This window comes from Amycolatopsis sp. NPDC004378, assembly GCF_053602455.1.
Window position 1 is genome coordinate 245,370 of the sequence record NZ_JBSGDR010000012.1, and the last position, 15,176, is coordinate 260,545.

12 protein-coding genes are annotated in these 15,176 nt (G+C 71.5%); 6 read left to right on the top strand and 6 right to left on the bottom strand.

Annotation, left to right across the window (positions count from 1 at the left end):
- Together ACWEN0_RS31085 and ACWEN0_RS31090 are read right to left on the bottom strand one after the other, a co-directional pair.
- Positions 1 to 1,488 (bottom strand): MFS transporter, encoded by a 1,488-nt coding sequence (locus ACWEN0_RS31085; protein WP_451981451.1) that lies wholly within the window; start codon positions 1,486 to 1,488, stop codon positions 1 to 3.
- Between the two features lie 73 nt (positions 1,489 to 1,561).
- Positions 1,562 to 1,813: a hypothetical protein gene (locus tag ACWEN0_RS31090; protein WP_451981454.1), complete on the bottom strand. Its 252-nt coding sequence runs from the start codon at positions 1,811 to 1,813 to the stop codon at positions 1,562 to 1,564.
- 237 nt (positions 1,814 to 2,050) lie between these two features.
- On the opposite strand from ACWEN0_RS31090, the gene ACWEN0_RS31095 reads away from it, so the two are divergent.
- Entirely contained in the window at positions 2,051 to 2,281 is a 231-nt protein-coding gene (locus ACWEN0_RS31095; protein ID WP_451981456.1) for a hypothetical protein, read from the top strand.
- Positions 2,282 to 2,440: 159 nt separating this feature from the next.
- Here the strand turns inward: ACWEN0_RS31095 and ACWEN0_RS31100 are convergent, their stop codons facing one another.
- On the bottom strand, positions 2,441 to 3,610 hold the full coding sequence (locus ACWEN0_RS31100) for an ROK family protein (RefSeq protein ID WP_451981459.1): 1,170 nt from the start codon (positions 3,608 to 3,610) through the stop codon (positions 2,441 to 2,443).
- Positions 3,611 to 3,747: 137 nt separating this feature from the next.
- Here ACWEN0_RS31100 and ACWEN0_RS31105 point away from each other — a divergent pair, with 137 nt between their 5' ends.
- Genes ACWEN0_RS31105 through ACWEN0_RS31115 form a run of 3 tightly spaced genes read left to right on the top strand, consistent with a single transcriptional unit; the run spans position 3,748 to position 8,944 of the window.
- The gene (locus ACWEN0_RS31105; protein ID WP_451981462.1) at positions 3,748 to 5,190 is read left to right on the top strand and encodes an APC family permease; all 1,443 of its coding nucleotides are present in this window, start codon (positions 3,748 to 3,750) and stop codon (positions 5,188 to 5,190) included.
- Entirely contained in the window at positions 5,187 to 8,057 is a 2,871-nt protein-coding gene (locus ACWEN0_RS31110) for a glycosyl hydrolase 2 galactose-binding domain-containing protein (RefSeq protein WP_451981465.1), read from the top strand. Before ACWEN0_RS31105 ends, ACWEN0_RS31110 begins: the two co-directional genes overlap by 4 nt.
- The gene (locus ACWEN0_RS31115) at positions 8,054 to 8,944 is read left to right on the top strand and encodes an ROK family protein (protein ID WP_451981468.1); all 891 of its coding nucleotides are present in this window, start codon (positions 8,054 to 8,056) and stop codon (positions 8,942 to 8,944) included. Before ACWEN0_RS31110 ends, ACWEN0_RS31115 begins: the two co-directional genes overlap by 4 nt.
- Before the next feature lie 47 nt (positions 8,945 to 8,991).
- On the opposite strand, the gene ACWEN0_RS31120 is transcribed toward ACWEN0_RS31115, so the two are convergent.
- The gene (locus ACWEN0_RS31120; RefSeq protein WP_451981471.1) at positions 8,992 to 10,203 is read right to left on the bottom strand and encodes an MFS transporter; all 1,212 of its coding nucleotides are present in this window, start codon (positions 10,201 to 10,203) and stop codon (positions 8,992 to 8,994) included.
- Between the two features lie 61 nt (positions 10,204 to 10,264).
- Positions 10,265 to 11,260, bottom strand: a complete 996-nt coding sequence (locus tag ACWEN0_RS31125; RefSeq protein WP_451981474.1) for a LacI family DNA-binding transcriptional regulator — start codon at positions 11,258 to 11,260, stop codon at positions 10,265 to 10,267.
- Between the two features lie 156 nt (positions 11,261 to 11,416).
- Between ACWEN0_RS31125 and ACWEN0_RS31130 the strand changes: the two genes are divergently transcribed.
- Both ACWEN0_RS31130 and ACWEN0_RS31135 read left to right on the top strand, forming a co-directional pair.
- Positions 11,417 to 13,069 (top strand): peptide-N4-asparagine amidase, encoded by a 1,653-nt coding sequence (locus ACWEN0_RS31130; RefSeq protein ID WP_451981477.1) that lies wholly within the window; start codon positions 11,417 to 11,419, stop codon positions 13,067 to 13,069.
- 130 nt (positions 13,070 to 13,199) lie between these two features.
- Positions 13,200 to 14,477, top strand: a complete 1,278-nt coding sequence (locus ACWEN0_RS31135) for a cytochrome P450 (protein WP_451981480.1) — start codon at positions 13,200 to 13,202, stop codon at positions 14,475 to 14,477.
- A gap of 38 nt (positions 14,478 to 14,515) precedes the next feature.
- Here ACWEN0_RS31135 and ACWEN0_RS31140 read toward each other — a convergent pair whose 3' ends face one another.
- Positions 14,516 to 15,142 carry an alpha-ketoglutarate-dependent dioxygenase AlkB gene (locus ACWEN0_RS31140; RefSeq protein WP_451981483.1) on the bottom strand — a complete coding sequence of 209 codons (627 nt, stop codon included), beginning with the start codon at positions 15,140 to 15,142 and terminating at the stop codon, positions 14,516 to 14,518.
- Positions 15,143 to 15,176: the final 34 nt, after the last annotated feature.

Genomic DNA, 15,176 nt, shown 5'->3' on the forward strand with positions numbered 1-15,176 from the left:
TCAGTCCTTTCCGGACGGAATGGTCCGCCAGGCGATCACCGCCGCGATCGCGGTGACGACGGCGGCCGCGACGGACGTTACCTGCATGGCGCCGGTGAACGCCTCGCGGGCGGCCCGCGCCAGGTCCGAACCCGGGTCCAGGACGGTCATCGCGCCGGCGAGGGAGTCCCGCGCCGCCGCGGGGACGTCCGCGGGCAGGAACGCGCGGTACACCACGGTCACCACCGAGCCGAGGACCGCGATGCCGAGCGCGGCACCCAGTTCGTACGCGGTTTCCGAGATCGCCGACGCCGCACCCGCCTTGTCGCGCGGGACGGCCGAAAGCACCGAGTCGACGGTCAGGGTCAGGGCCAGCCCGACACCGAGCCCGACCGGCAGCAGGGCCAGCGCGAGCCAGCCGAAGTGCGACGCCCGTTCGGTCACCGCCACCAGCAGCAGCCCGAGCGCGGCGACGCCGAGCGCGGCCGCGACCGCGCGGCCCTTGCCGAGCCGCGCGACGATCACCCCGACAGCGGCGACGACCACGATCGAGGCCAGCGTCGCCGGCATCTCGGCGAGACCGGCCTGCATCGGGCTGAACCCGCGCACCAGCTGCAGGTACTGGGAGAAGAAGAACAGCAGCCCGGTCAGCGCGAACACCGAGACGAAGTCCGCGAGCACGGCCCCGCTGAACGCGCGGTTGCGGAAGAGGGCGACGTCGATCAGCGGGTGCGCGGCCCGCCGCTGCCGGCGGACGAAGGCCGTCCCCGCGGCGAGCCCGACCGCGGCCGCGACCGCTGCCGGTGTGTCGATCCCCGAACCGACGGCGTGCTTGACGGCGTAGACGAGCGGGACGATCGCGGCCATCGACAGACCGGCCGAGAGCAGGTCGAACGGGCCCGGGTGCGGGTTCTTCGACTCGGGCAGCAGCAGCGCGCCGGCCACCAGGAAGCCGGCGACGATCGGCACGTTGATCAGGAACACCGAGCCCCACCAGAAGTGCTCGAGCAGGGCGCCGCCGACGAGCGGCCCGAGCGCGATCCCGCCGCCGGACCCGGCCGACCAGATCGCGATGGCGCGGGTGCGCTCGCGGGGATCGGTGAACAGGTGCCGGATGAGCGAGAGCGTCGACGGCATGATCGTCGCGGCGGCGATGCCGAGCAGCAGCCGGGCGACGATGAGCACGCCGGCGGTGGGGGAGAAGGCGGCCAGCGCCGAGGCCAGCCCGAACGCGGCGGTCCCGAGCAGCAGGACCTTCTTGCGGCCGAACCGGTCGGCGAGGTTGCCCGCGGTGACCAGCAGCCCGGCCAGGGCGAGGGAGTAGATGTCGCCGATCCAGAGGATTTCGGTGGCGCTCGGCGCGAGCTCGCGCGTCAGCGAGGGCACGGCGAGGTAGAGCACGGTCCCGTCGACCGCGAGCAGCAGGACGGCGCCGACGAGCACGCCCAGCGCCGCCCAGCGGCGCCGGTGGCTCAACGGCTCGATGGCGGAGGGAAGGGTCGTCGTCATGCCAGTTACTATACCGTCTGGACGGTACAGTAATGCGGCGAGACGCATCACACCTCGTCGACTGCGCTGCGGGTCAGTGCCGGTTGAGCTCTTCGGCCAGGATCAGGTCGACGTGCACGGCCGCGTGGCCCAGGACGCGCCGGACGGCGGCGAGGGCCGTCAGGGCGACCAGCACGCTCGTCCCGACGAGCAGGCCGCCGACGGAGTCCCCGGGGATCACCGCCGCCACCGAGGCGGCGACCAGGACCGGAGGCCACCACCGGGCGGGCAGGGCGTGGCGCGGGCGCCGGAGCCCGGCTCGCGTGGGGTGCCGGTGCAGGCCCATTTCGCCTCCGATCCGCCATCGGGTGGTCCTGCATCATGACTGACCGGATCATGACGCGTTACCGGGTATTCGCGTTCCGTACACGTTCGCGCGAAATCTCCGTCTAACGGCCCAGTCGTCCGTGCTGACGGTGGTGGGCTCCGAGGGTGTCATCACCGCATCGGGGCTCGCATGAGGGTCGGCGGAGTGATACAGCGAACGCGGTCCGCCGGTCGCCGCCGCGCCTAAACTGGAGGTATGACGGCGGAAGACCTCATGATCGAGTTCGCCCTGACGCGTCTGGACCACCCCGACCTCGACCTGGAGGACCTGGCCGCGCTGGTCGTCCGCCGCGGTGGCCTGGAACGGGAGCTGGAGTTCGCGGCCCGCAACCTCGCCGACCGCGACGAACTGCGCGGCGCGACCTTCCCGACGGCGGTGGAGTACGTGTTGCGGGTGGTCCTGACCCTGCGAGGCCCGTCGGACTGAGCTGCGGCGCGACCTTGCCTGCGGGGCACCTTGCCCGCGTGGGGCAGTCTGGCGCGGCCTCGCCCACGGAGCGCTGCCGAGCGCGACTTTGCCCGCGGCGAGTTCGCGGCCGGGCGGGTGCGTACCGCCGCCGATCGTGACCCGGCGCGAGCCGTCGGACTAGGCCTCGGCCGCGCGCCGCAGGCCTCGGCGGTCGAACACCAGGTCCCGGGCCGTCCCCAGGGCCGTGGCGATCGCTCCGGCCAGGACCGCGTCCTCGCCGAGCTGGCCGGCCACGATCTCCGGCACCACCGGGACCGTCGCCGCGAGCGCTCGCCGCATCGGTGCCACCAGCAGGTCCGCGTTGCCGCCGATGCCGCCGCCCAGCACGAGCAGGCGGGGGTCGAGCACCGCCGTCACCGCCGACACCACGTACGCCAGCTTCTCCGCCTCCTCCGAGACGACCTGCAGGGCCCGCGCGTCCCCGGCGCGGGCCAGCCCGAAGACGTCCTTGGCCGAACGCGCCTTCGTCAGGCCCAGCGCGTGGGCCGCCTCGACCACCGCCTGGCCCGCCGCCGCCGTCTCCATCGGGCCCGGACGGCTCTGCGCCGCGCCCGCGGGGAGCGGGCCGAACGGCAGGTCCGCGATCTCGCCCGCCGCGCCGTGGGCGCCGCGGAACAGCCGGCCGTCCACCAGCAGGCCCATGCCGATGCCCGTGCCGACCGTGAGGCACACCAGGACGTCGACGCCCAGCGCTGCCCCGAGGGCGTGCTCGCCCACCGCGCACAGGTTCGCGTCGTTCTCCACCACGACGTCCGAGCCGGCGCCCGCCAGGGCCGCGACGAGCTCGTGCAGCAGCCCGCGCCGCTCCCAGCCCGGGAGGTTCGGCGCGCGGTGCACCGTCCCGGTCGCCGGGTCCGGGACGCCCGGCGTGCCGACCACCGTCGAGACGACGTCGTGGGCGCTCAGCCCGGCCGAGGCGATCGCGCGTTCGACGGATTCGCTTACGGTGCGCACCAAAGCGCTCGCGGAGCGGCACCGGTTGGGCTCGTCGAGCCGCGCGACGATGCTGCCTTCGAGGTCGGCCACGGCGATCCGGATCGCCCGCCGTCCGATGTCGACGCCGACGACGTGGCCCGCGTCCGGTGCGGCCTGGTAGACGACCGCCGCGCGGCCCGGTCCGGCCAGGCTGTGCCCAGTGGTTCGGACCAATCCGTGCTGCTCCAGATCGAGGAGCGCCTGTCCCACCGTCGGTTTCGACAGTCCGGTGTCGGCCGCGATCTGCGGCCGTGTCGCCTCGCCCTGCGCGCGCAGCCGGTCCAGGACCAGGCGCTGGTTCAGTGCCCGCATGTTCGCCGGTGTTCCTACCTGCGGCCCGTTTTGCCCCACACATCCTCCTGCGTTGCCGCAAGTTTACCGGCGGAACCCTTCCGGCCCACCACGTTCTATGTTAAGAAACTTTACTAACTACTGGACGGAGGCACGCCGTGAGTTCACCCACTCGTTCAGGGGACCCCGGAGCGGCGGTTCCCGCGCAACCGGCCCTTGAGCGCAAGATCGGCCCGCTGCAGGCGACCGCGATCAACATGACGCAGATGTGCGGTATCGGCCCGTTCGTCACGATTCCGGCCATGGTCGCCACGATGGGCGGCCCGCAGGCGATGTTCGGCTGGATCATCGGGGCGATCGTCGCGCTGGCCGACGGGCTCATCTGGGCCGAGCTCGGCGCCGCGATGCCGGGCGCCGGCGGCACCTACCTGTACCTGCGCGAGGCGTTCCAGTACCGCTCCGGGCGGCTGATGCCGTTCCTGTTCGTGTGGAGCGCGGTGCTGTTCATCCCGCTGATCATGTCGACCGGCATCATCGGCCTGGTCCAGTACCTCGGCTACCTGATCCCCGGCGTCACCGACGACGCGGGCACGACCCCGCTGGGCAAGATCATCGGCGTCGCCATCACGCTCGTCATCGTGGCCGCGCTGTTCCGCAAGATCGGCCAGATCGGCAAGCTCACCACGGTCCTGTTCGTGGTCATGCTCATCGCCGTCCTCACCACGATCGTCGCGGCGTTCTCGCACTTCAGCGGCGCGCAGGCGTTCGCCTTCACGCCCGGCGCGTTCAGCTCGGCCGGTGACGGCACCTTCTGGGGCGGCCTCGGCGCCGGCCTCATCATCGCCATCTACGACTACCTCGGCTACAACACGACGGCCTACCTCGGCGGCGAGGTCCGCGAGCCCGGCCGGACGATCCCGCGCTCGATCATCTACTCGATCCTCGGCATCATGGGCCTCTACTTCCTGCTGCAGGTGGGCGTCCTCGGCTCGATCCCGCTCGATGAGCTGAAGAGCGCGACCTCGGTCGCCTCCAGCGTCCTCGAGCAGGCGTGGGGCACCGTCACGGCGAAGGTCGTCACCGTCTTCATCGTCGTCGCGGCCATCGGCTCGGTGTTCGCCGGCCTGCTCGGCGGCTCGCGCGTGCCCTTCGAAGCCGCGCGGGACAAGGTGTTCCTGCCGATGTTCGGCAAGCTGCACCCGAAGCTGAACCTGCCGACCGCGGGCGTGCTCACCATGGGCGCCATCACGATCATCGGCTCGCTGTTCACGCTGACCGACGTCATCAACGCCGCCGTCGCCACCCTGGTCATCATCCAGTCGCTGGCCCAGGTCGCGGCGATCTTCACGCTGCGCCGCCGCCAGCCGAACCTGAAACGGCCGTACAAGCAGTGGCTGTGGCCGGTGCCGACGCTGCTCGCGCTGGTCGGCTGGGTCTACATCTACGTCTCCGCGACCTGGCTCTCGATCGGGCTGTCGCTGGGCTGGATCGCCGTCGGCGCGCTCGCGTACCTCGGCTACGCGAAGGCCGAGCACACCTGGCCGTTCGGGCCCAAGGAGATCAAGGAAGCCTTCGCCGGCACCGAAGGAGCCCCGGCATGACGAAGAAACTCGCCGCCATCGCCGCGTTCCTCCTGGTCCCCGGGGTGCTGAGCGTGACCGCGCCGGCTTCGGCGCAGGAGCCCGCCCAGACCGACGTCGCGAAGCCGCACGGCCTCAGCACGATCGGCCTGCAGGGCTGGCAGGTGCTCACCACCGCGAACGTCAAGGATGGCGGTGACCAGGTCTCCACGCCCGGCTACGCCACGAAGGGCTGGCTGCCGGTCAAGCCGGACGACGCGGGCGCGCCCGGGACCGAGATCACCGCCCTCGTCCAGAACGGCAAGTGCCCGGACGTCTTCTACTCCGACAACATGCGCAAGTGCTTCGGGTACGTCGACAAGCTCGGCCCCGTCGTCACGAAGCCGTTCTCCGACCCGTGGTGGTACCGCACCGACTTCACCCCGGACATCAAGGCCGGCCAGCACGCGAAGCTGACCATCCCGGGCATCGTCGGCGAGGGCGACGTCTGGGTGAACGGCAAGCTCGTCGCCACCAAGGACGTCGTGAGCGGGGCGTTCGCCGGGCACACCTTCGACGTCTCGAAGCTGGTGAAGCCGGGCAAGAACACCCTGGCGATCAAGGTCTACCCGAACAACCCGCTGAAGATGTACACCCTCGACCAGGTCGACTGGGGCCAGATCCCGCCGGACAACGACACCGGCATCCAGTTCGCGCCGACCCTGCAGGTCAGCGACGCGCTCACCGGCGACAACGCGCACGTCGTGCAGGACAACGCGCCCGACCTGTCGAGTTCGAAGCTGACGGTGAAGGTCGACGTCACCAACGACACGGCCACCGCGCAGACCGGCGACGTCGCCGCGACGATCACCCCGCCGTCGGGCGCGCCGGTCGTCGTCCACCAGCGCGCGACGATCCCGGCCACCACCAAGCAGACGGTCACGTTCGCCCCGGTGAAGATCGCGCAGCCGAAGGTCTGGTGGCCCTATTCGATGGGTGACCAGCCGCTGTACACGCTGAGCACCGCGGTCTCGCAGGACGGCGTGCTCTCGACGTCGTCCAAGAGCACCTTCGGCATCCGCACGGTCACCTCGCGCCTGGTCGGGAAGTCCGCGCAGCTGCCCGAGGGCGCGCGGCAGTTCACCATCAACGGCAAGGACTTCGTGTTCCGCGGCGGCGGCTTCGCGCCGGACCTGTTCCTGCGCTACGACTCCGCCGACACCGCGCACCAGATCGCGCTGATCAAGAACATGGGCCTGTCCGGTGTCCGCCTCGAAGGCCACGACATGCCGCAGGACTTCTACGACCAGGCCGACCGCGCCGGCCTGCTGGTGATCGGCGGGTTCATCTGCTGTGACGCCTGGCAGCCCGACACCGCCGCGCAGCTGGGCGAGCGGGACCTGCGGATCATCCACGACTCGTCGGTCAGCATCGCGCAGCGCGAACGCAACCACCCCAGCGTGTTCAACTACGGCTGGAGTGACAACGAGCCGTTCCCGAACCAGGAGGAGGCCGTCCTCAGCGCCTTCAAGCAGGAGGACTTCCAGGTCCCGGTGATCGCCTCGGCGGAGTACAAGAGCACGCCGACGCTGGGCAACTCGGGGGAGAAGGAAGGCCCGTACGACTGGGTCCCGCCGTCCTACTGGTACGACACCTCGCACTTCGACGCCTCCGACGACAGCCGCACCAACGCGGGTGGTTCGTGGGGCTTCGCGAGCGAGCAGAGCGCCGGGCACACCGTGCCGACACTCGACTCGATCAAGCGGTTCCTCTCGCCGGCCGAGCAGGCGAAGCTGTGGCAGGACCCGGCCTACAACCAGTACCACGCGAACTTCGAGCCCGACCACGGCGGTTACGCGTTCGGCACGCTGTTCACGCTGGACCAGTCGATCACCCAGCGGTACGGGAAGTGGAACTCGCTGAAGTCCTATGTGGACCTGGCGAACATCGCCAACTACGAGAACACCCGCTCGCAGTTCGAGGCGTTCCTGCACCACTCGACCGACCGGAACAACCCGTCGACCGGCGTCGTCTACTGGCAGCTGAACAAGGGCTGGCCGACGCTGCTGTGGTCGCTCTACAACGACGACGGCGACCAGGCGGGCGCGTTCTTCGGCGCGAAGAAGGCGAACAAGCCGCTGCACGCGATCTACGGCTACGACAACGGGTCCGTCACCCTGGACAACCTCGGCGCGGCCACCCAGTCCGGGCTTTCGGTGCAGGCCCGCGTGCTCGACACGGCGGGCAAGGTGCTCGACGACCAGACGGCGTCCGGGCTCTCGCTGGGTTCGCAGGGCGTGCGCACCGGGGTGCTCAAGCCGAAGGTGCCGGCCGAGACGAAGGCGCCGGCGCCCGCACAGGTCTACTTCGTCGAGCTGCAGGTCAAGCAGGGCGGGAAGGTCGTCGACCGCAACGTCTACTGGCTCTCGACGCAGAAGGACGTCGTCGACTGGGGCAAGACGCTGGGCAACCCGCAGGCGACGCTTGCGCAGTACGGCAACCTGCAGGCCCTGCAGAACCTGCCGAAGTCGCAGGTGAGCGCGGTCGCGTCGACGCGTTCGAACGGCGGCGACACCGTCACCACGGTGACCGTGACCAACACGGCGAAGACGCCGGGGGCGGCGTTCTTCCTGCGGGCCGACGTCCGCCGCGGCACGCCGGACGGGCACGAGGGACCGGGCGACAACCAGCTCGTGAACGCGACCTGGGACGACAACGACATCACGCTGTGGCCGGGTGAGTCGCAGACGCTGACCGTCACCTACAAGGCGTCCGACCTGCGTGGCGCGGCGCCGGTGATCAGCGTCGACGGGCTGAACACCGGCCGGATCGTGGTGCCGGCGGCCGGCGGGTACGGCCACCACGGGGACGCGGCCGTCGCGCCGCAGATCGAGGGGATTCGGGAGTGACTGAGGAACGGGTTCTCGGGATCGACTTCGGCGGCACGAAGGTGGCGCTGGGGCTCGCCGGCCACGACGGGACCCTGCTGGCCACGCGCCGGCTGGACACCGACGCGCAGGCGGGGGCCGAGCAGGTGGTGGTGCGGGCGCTCGCCGGAGCCAGGGCCCTCCTGGCCGAGGCGGGCGAAACCCCCACCGCGATCGGCGTCGTCAGCCCGGGGATCGTGCTGCCGGACCGCATCCTGCTCGCGCCCAACGTGCCGGGCTGGGAGCAGCTGCACCTGGCGGAGCTGGTGGCCGCGGAGTTCCCGGCCGTGCCGGTCTCGGTCGGCACGGACGCGAAGGCGGCGGCCTTGGCGGAGTGGCGGTGGGGTGCGCTGGCCGGGGCCGACCCGGCGGTGTTCCTCTCGCTGGGCACCGGCATCGCGGCGGCGGTGCTGGTCGGCGGCCGGTTGCTGACCGGCGCCAACGGAGCTGCGGGCGAGATCGGGTACAACCTGCTCTCGCCGCAGGACACCGAGGGCTTCGCGAGCGGAGCGGCGCCGCTCGAGGAAGCCGTCGGTGGGCGTGGGCTGGGCGGCCGGGCGAGCACGTTGCTCGGCCGTCCGGCTACCGCCGGCGAGTTGTTCGCCCTGGCCAAGGAAAACGTCGAGGCCAAGGAGCTGGTGACGGCGGCGCTCGACGAGCTGTCCATGCACGTGGCCAATCTGGCGATCGCGCTGGACCCGCAGCGCATCGCGGTCGGCGGCGGGCTGGTGCGCTCGGCGGACGTGCTGCTGCCGGCCCTGGCGGACCGGCTCGCGCACGCGGTGCCGTTCCCGCCCGAGCTCGTCTCGGCGCGGTTCGACCAGGACGCGGCACTGCTGGGCGCGGTGGCGCTGGCCCTGGGCGGTTAGGTGTCCGGGTGGCGTGCCGGTGCCCCGACCCGGTGCGCCACCCGGCTTCAGCCCGTGGCCTCGGCCATCGCCAGCTCCGTCCGGCGGAACGCGGCGGGGGAGAGCGTGAACCACACGAGCACGGCGCTGACCGCCTGGACCGCCGCCGCGACCACCCAGACCGTGCGCAGGCCGAAGTGCGCCGCGACGAAGCCGCCGGTCAGCGCACCCAACGGCGTCAGCCCCCAGGCCAGCGCCCGGTGGCTGGTCAGGACCCGGCCGAGGAGCGCGGCCGGGGTGAAGCGCTGGCGGCTGGACTGCGAGCAGACGTTCCACAGCAGCACGGTCGCCGTCAGGGAGATCAGCACGACTCCGATCAGGGGCGGCCACGGCGGCAGGACGGCGAGCAGCAGCTGCGCCACCACCCCGAAGCTCTGCCCGATCCGCATCGACCACGAGTAGCCGATCCGGGCCACGACCTGCTGCACGACGAACGACGAGGCGATCCAGCCGAAGGCCAGGCACGCCAGCAGCAGGCCGTAGCCGACCGAGCCGACGTGCAGGACCTGCGTCGCGTACAGCACGAACATCGAGGTGCCCGCGCTCGCGGCGAACGAGCCGAGCGCGACGTTGAGCGTGATCGACCGCAGCAGCGGAGTCCGCACCAGGTGCCGCAGCCCGGCCGAAAGGTCCCGCAGCGGATGGGTGCTCGCGGCCACCACGGACTTCGACGGGATGCGGCGGGTCAGGAGCACCGCGAGCAGCGCACAGGCCGCGGCGAGCCAGGCGGGCGCCCCGGCACCGGCGGCGATCAGGAACCCCGTCAGCGGCGGCACGACGAACTGCACGACACCCCGGTCGATCACCTGCAGCCGAGCGTTGGCGTGGGCGAGGCGGTCCGGCGGCACGATCTCCGGCACGAGCGCCCCGCTGGCGCCGTCCCCGAGCACCTGCGCGGTGGTGACGACGAAGGCGACGACGAGCAGCACGGGCAGGCTGAGCAATCCGGCGGACGCGACCACGGCGAGCACGACGGCGGCCCCCACCTGCACGGCGTAGGCCCAGGCGAGCACGGCGGTCCGCCGCACGCGGTCGATGAGCACCCCGGCGAAGAGCGACAGCAGCAGCCACGGCGCCTGCCCGGCCACGTTGACCAGCGAGATCTCGCGAGGATCAGTGGTGACCGAGACGGCGAGCAGCGGAAGCGCCGCGAGCATCAGCCCTTCGGCGGCCGAACCCGACACCGCGACGGCCTGCAGCCGCACCCACCTGTCCGTCACGCGCGCGCCCCCATGGCCGACAGTCTTTCACGCGCCGGCAAACGATTTTCGTGACGTAATTTCAGCGGCGCACGCGGGTCGACTCGCGGACGACCAGCTCCGGGGCGAACACCACTGCCTGGCGTTCCACCGTCGTGTCCGCCGTCTCGGCCAGGAGGAGTTCCGCCGCCGTGCGGCCGAGGCGCTGGGCCGGCTGGCGGACCGAGGTCAGGGGGACCGCCGCCGCGCCGGCGAACTCGATGTCGTCGTAGCCGACGATCGCCATCTCGTCCGGGACGCGGACGCCCGCGCCGACCATCGCCTGCAGGACGCCGAGGGCCAGCAGGTCGTTCGCGCAGAACACGGCCGTCGGGCGGGGGATCGTGCCCAGCAGGCGCGCTCCCGCGTCGCGGCCCGAGGAGACGTCGAGGCCGATCGCCTCCAGGACCGTCAGCTGCACCGCCGAGCCGTCCAGCGCCGTGCGCAGGCCCTGTTCGCGGTCGCGGCACTGGGCGAGGATCGCGGGGCCGTTGACGAACGCGATGTGCCGGTGGCCGGTCTCCAGCAGGTGGCGGGCCGCGAGCGCGCCGCCCGCGATGTCGTCCACCGCCACGGAACTCGCCTCGGACGTGGGGGCCTTCCGGTCGACGAAGACGTACGGCGTGCCGCTGCGGCGGAACGCGCGCAGGGCCTCACCGGACGTCGCGACCGGGCTCAGCAGCACCCCACGGACCCGCTGTTCGGCGAACATCGCCAGGTAGGACGCCTCGAGGTCGGACCGCTGGCCGCTGTTGCAGGTGATGATGTTGAGGCCCTCGGCGTGCGCGGCCTGCTCGGCCCCGCGGGCGACGTCGACGAAGAACGGGTTGCCGAGGTCGAGCACGAGCAGCCCCATGATCCGGCTCCGCCCGGCGCGCAGCTGCCGCGCGGACTCGTCGCGCACGTAGCCGAGCTCCTCGATCACCGACAGGACCCGGTTGCGCGTGGCCGCCGCGACGACGTGCGGCCGGTTGACCACATTGGACACCGTGCCGATCGAGACGCCCGCGCGCCTCGCGACGTCCTTGATGCCGACCACCGCACCCCCTCGCCGAGAAGGCGTCAGGCTACCACGGTGCTGAAACGTTTCAGGGCAGGTGCGGGCCGTGTCGTGTCCGGTCCATGTCCAGCCGATCGTCGGGTGATCGCGGCGCTAGGCTTCCGGCCGGTGTGCCTGCCGCTGGGAGGAGTCCGGGTGCGGTTCTTCACGATCGTCCTGTCACTGGTGCTGACGTGGGTGCTCTCCGGGGCGGTCGCCTCGGCGGATCCCGTGCTCGAACACGACACCGACGACCCGGTGGTGGCCGCGCCCGCGGTGACCCGGCCGGACACCGCGCACTGCAGTGTCACGCTCGCGGATGCCTTCCGCTCCAACGCCGCCGACGGCACCCCGCAGTTCTACGAGGGCACGCTCGCGCCGCCGAAGGCCTGTCCCGGCCCGTGGGCCAAGGTCGTCATGGACCAGACCGTGACCGTCAGCGGGCGGCAGTACGACCGGATCGGCGACCTGCGGATCGGCGCCACCGAAGTCTGGTGGGGGACCACCGAGGAGCCCAGCGGTGAGGGCAACCGGCCGATCACGTACCACTTCGACAAGGACCTGACGCCGTACGCCGCTCTTCTGCGCACGCCGCAGCCGTTCCACGGCGGGATCGAGAACTACAACTCGCCCGTGTACACCGGGGTCTACGCCCAGACCGTGACGCTCACCTACTACCAGGCCGACCGCCGGCACCCCGCGCCCGAGACCGCCGACCACGTCGCCGGGTTCGGGCACGTCGACGCGACGCCCGCGGCGCCCACCGTGCACTTCGGCGCGAAGGACCTGCCGCGCAACATCACCCGCGCCTACCTCGAGGTCACGCTCGAAGGCCACGCCTGCGACGAGCAGTGGTTCGACGACGTGCCGGACGACGTGTCGGCGAAGTACCCGGCGGCCGGGCTGTGCGGGAAGGGCCCGTACCGCGAGGCGAACTTCGCGATCGACGGGACGCCCGCCGGCAGCGCGTTCACGTTCCCGCACATCTACTCCGGCGGGATCGTGCCGCAGCTGTGGCGGCCGATCGTCGCGATCGACACCTTCAGCCTGCACGCCGAAACCTACGACATCACGCCGTTCGCGGGCCGTCTCGTGGACGGCGGCACTCACGACATCTCCTTCTCCTTCCCGGACATCGGCGGGGAATTCACCGTCGTGCCGACCCTACTGCTCTACACCGACAAAAACGCGCCGCAGACGTCCGGTGCCCTGACCCGGCACGACGTCGCCGCGGCGCCGGCGCGGCAGACGACGGTGAAGGACATCAAGGACGGCGTGAACGTGACTGTCACGGCGAAGCGCGACGACGTGACCGCGGGGTACGTCGACACGTCCGCCGGGCGCGTCTACACCCGGGTCGAGCGCACCCGCGACTACCGCAACAGCGACGACGTCACCGGCGGCGGCTTCACCCAGCACGTCGTGCAGGCCGATGCGGGGCAGCAGACATCGACGTCCACTGTGGACGGCCGCGTGCGGTCGGCCGCCCGGCACACCTGGTCCTACCCGCTGACCACGGACGCGACGGCGACCATCACCGACGACCAGAACCTCCGCATCTCGGGCTCGGCCGAGATGACGCAGATCCTGGGCGACCTCACCGGCGACGGCCGCGGCTGGTGGCCGGTCCGCGCGTCCCGGGAGTGGCTGACGTCGTCGGGCGTGCTGGCCCGCACGAACGGCGTCAACACGGAGGCGGACGGCAGTTCGCGGACGTCGTACGCGGGCACGGACGACGCCGGCCGGCCGTACTTCCACTACGTCGCCAGCGAGCACGGGCGGATCACGGAGAACCGGGCGAGCCGCTGAGGGAGCCCGGAAGACCGCCGGCAGCACACCTCGTCCTCGGACGTGCGGTCCATCGTGGCCGAGGCGGGCCTTGGTGAGACCCGTCTCGCCGTGCCTCACCCGATCGGGCTAGTGCGGTAGTGTCGGAGCCATGGGGAGTCTCCGCTCACGGGTCCTCGGCTGGGTCGGGCGCCGGTACCTCGCCCGGCAGTCGAAAAAGGGCTTCGACCTCGAGAAGATGTCGTCCATCCTGCCTGAGTCGGCGCTGCTGCCGCTGAAACGCGACGGCCTGGACCCGGTCCCGGAAATGGCCGCGAGCCGGGCCGAGGCACCGATCAGCAAGCTGGACCTGCCGTTCGGGATGAACGCCTGGTTGGTCACGGGTTACGACGAAGCGAAAGCCGTCCTCGGCAAGGCGACCGGGTTCTCGAGCGACTTCGGCAACCTCGTCGGCAACGCGGGCGTCACCGCGGACCAGAACCCGGGCGGCCTCGGCTTCGCGGACCCGCCGGTGCACACCCGGCTGCGGAAGCTGCTGACGCCGGAGTTCACCATGCGCCGGCTCTCCCGGCTGACCCCGCGCATCGACGAGATCGTCGCCGAGCAACTCGACGCGATGGCCGCGGCCGACGGCCCGGTCGACCTGTGGCAGGCGTTCGCGCTGCCGATCCCGTCGCTGACCATCTGCGAGCTGCTCGGCGTGTCGTACGAGGACCGCGAGGACTTCCAGCGGCTGAGCACCGCGCGCTTCGACCTCTTCGGCGGTGCGGGCGCGTCGCTCGGCGCGATGTCGGAGTCGCTGACCTACCTGCTCGACATCGTCAAAAAGCAGCGCGAAGAGCCCGGCGACGGCCTGCTCGGCATGCTGATCAAGGAACACGGCGACGAGATCGACGACCGCGAGCTGGCCGGCCTGGCCGACGGCGTGCTCACCGGCGGCCTGGAGACGACGGCGAGCATGCTCGCGCTCGGTGCACTGGTGCTGCTGCGCGACGAGAAGGTGTTCGAAGCCGTCCGCGGCGACGCCGACTCCGTGCACCGCTTCGTCGAGGAGCTGCTGCGGTACCTGACCGTGGTGCAGATGGCGTTCCCGCGGTTCGCCAAGGAGGACATGGAGATCGCCGGCGCGCGGATCACCGAGGGCGACATCGTGCTGGTGTCGTTGTCGGCCGCGGACCGCGACCCGAAGCTGGGCCCGGACATGGAGAAGTTCGACGCGACCCGCGACCCGACGTCGCACCTGGCGTTCAGCTACGGCATCCACCGCTGCATCGGCGCCGAACTGGCCCGGATGGAGCTGCGCACGGCGTACCCGGCGCTGGTCCGCCGGTTCCCGAAGCTGCGGCTCGCGGTGCCGGAGGAGGAGCTGTCGTTCCGCAAGGTGTCCATTGTGTACGGTCTCGACGAGCTGCCGGTGCTGGTGGACTGACCCTCGGGCCTCGATGACCAGCGCGACGTCGACGGCGGTCAGTTCACCCCGCGGGGCCGGAACTGGATGCTGATCCGCGGCCCGACCGGCTTGGCCGTCTTCGGTACCGCGTGCTCCCACGTCCGCTGGCAGCTACCGCCCATCACGAGCAGGTCGCCGTGGCCCAGGGGGCGCGCCAGCGTCTTGCCGCCGCCGCCGCGTGGGCGCAGCGCCAGGGTGCGGGCCGCGCCGACCGAGAGGATCGCGATCATCGTGTCCTCGCGGGCGCCGCGGCCGATGCGGTCGCCGTGCCAGGCCACGCTGTCGCGGCCGTCGCGGTAGTAGCACAGGCCCGCGGTGCGGAACGGTTCGCGCAGCTCCCGCAGGTAGTGCTTGCTGAGCGCGTCCCGCGCCGCCGTCAGCACCGGGTGGGGCAGCGGCACGTTCTCGCGGTAGTAGCTCAGCAGGCGGGGCACGGCGACGACGCGGTCGTACATCTTCCGCTTCTCCGCCTGCCACGGCACGCCTTCGACCAGCGCCGCGAACAGCTCGTCGGCACCCTCCAGCCAGCCGGGCTGGATGTCGACCCACGCGCCCGAGCCGAGGTCGGTCCGCTCGGGCGCGAGAGGGCGCAGCGACAGGGAGCCCTGGGTGTCGAACAGTGAAGACTGGAGGCCCGGGTTCATGGCCCGCAGTCTACACCAAGATCGAACACCTGTT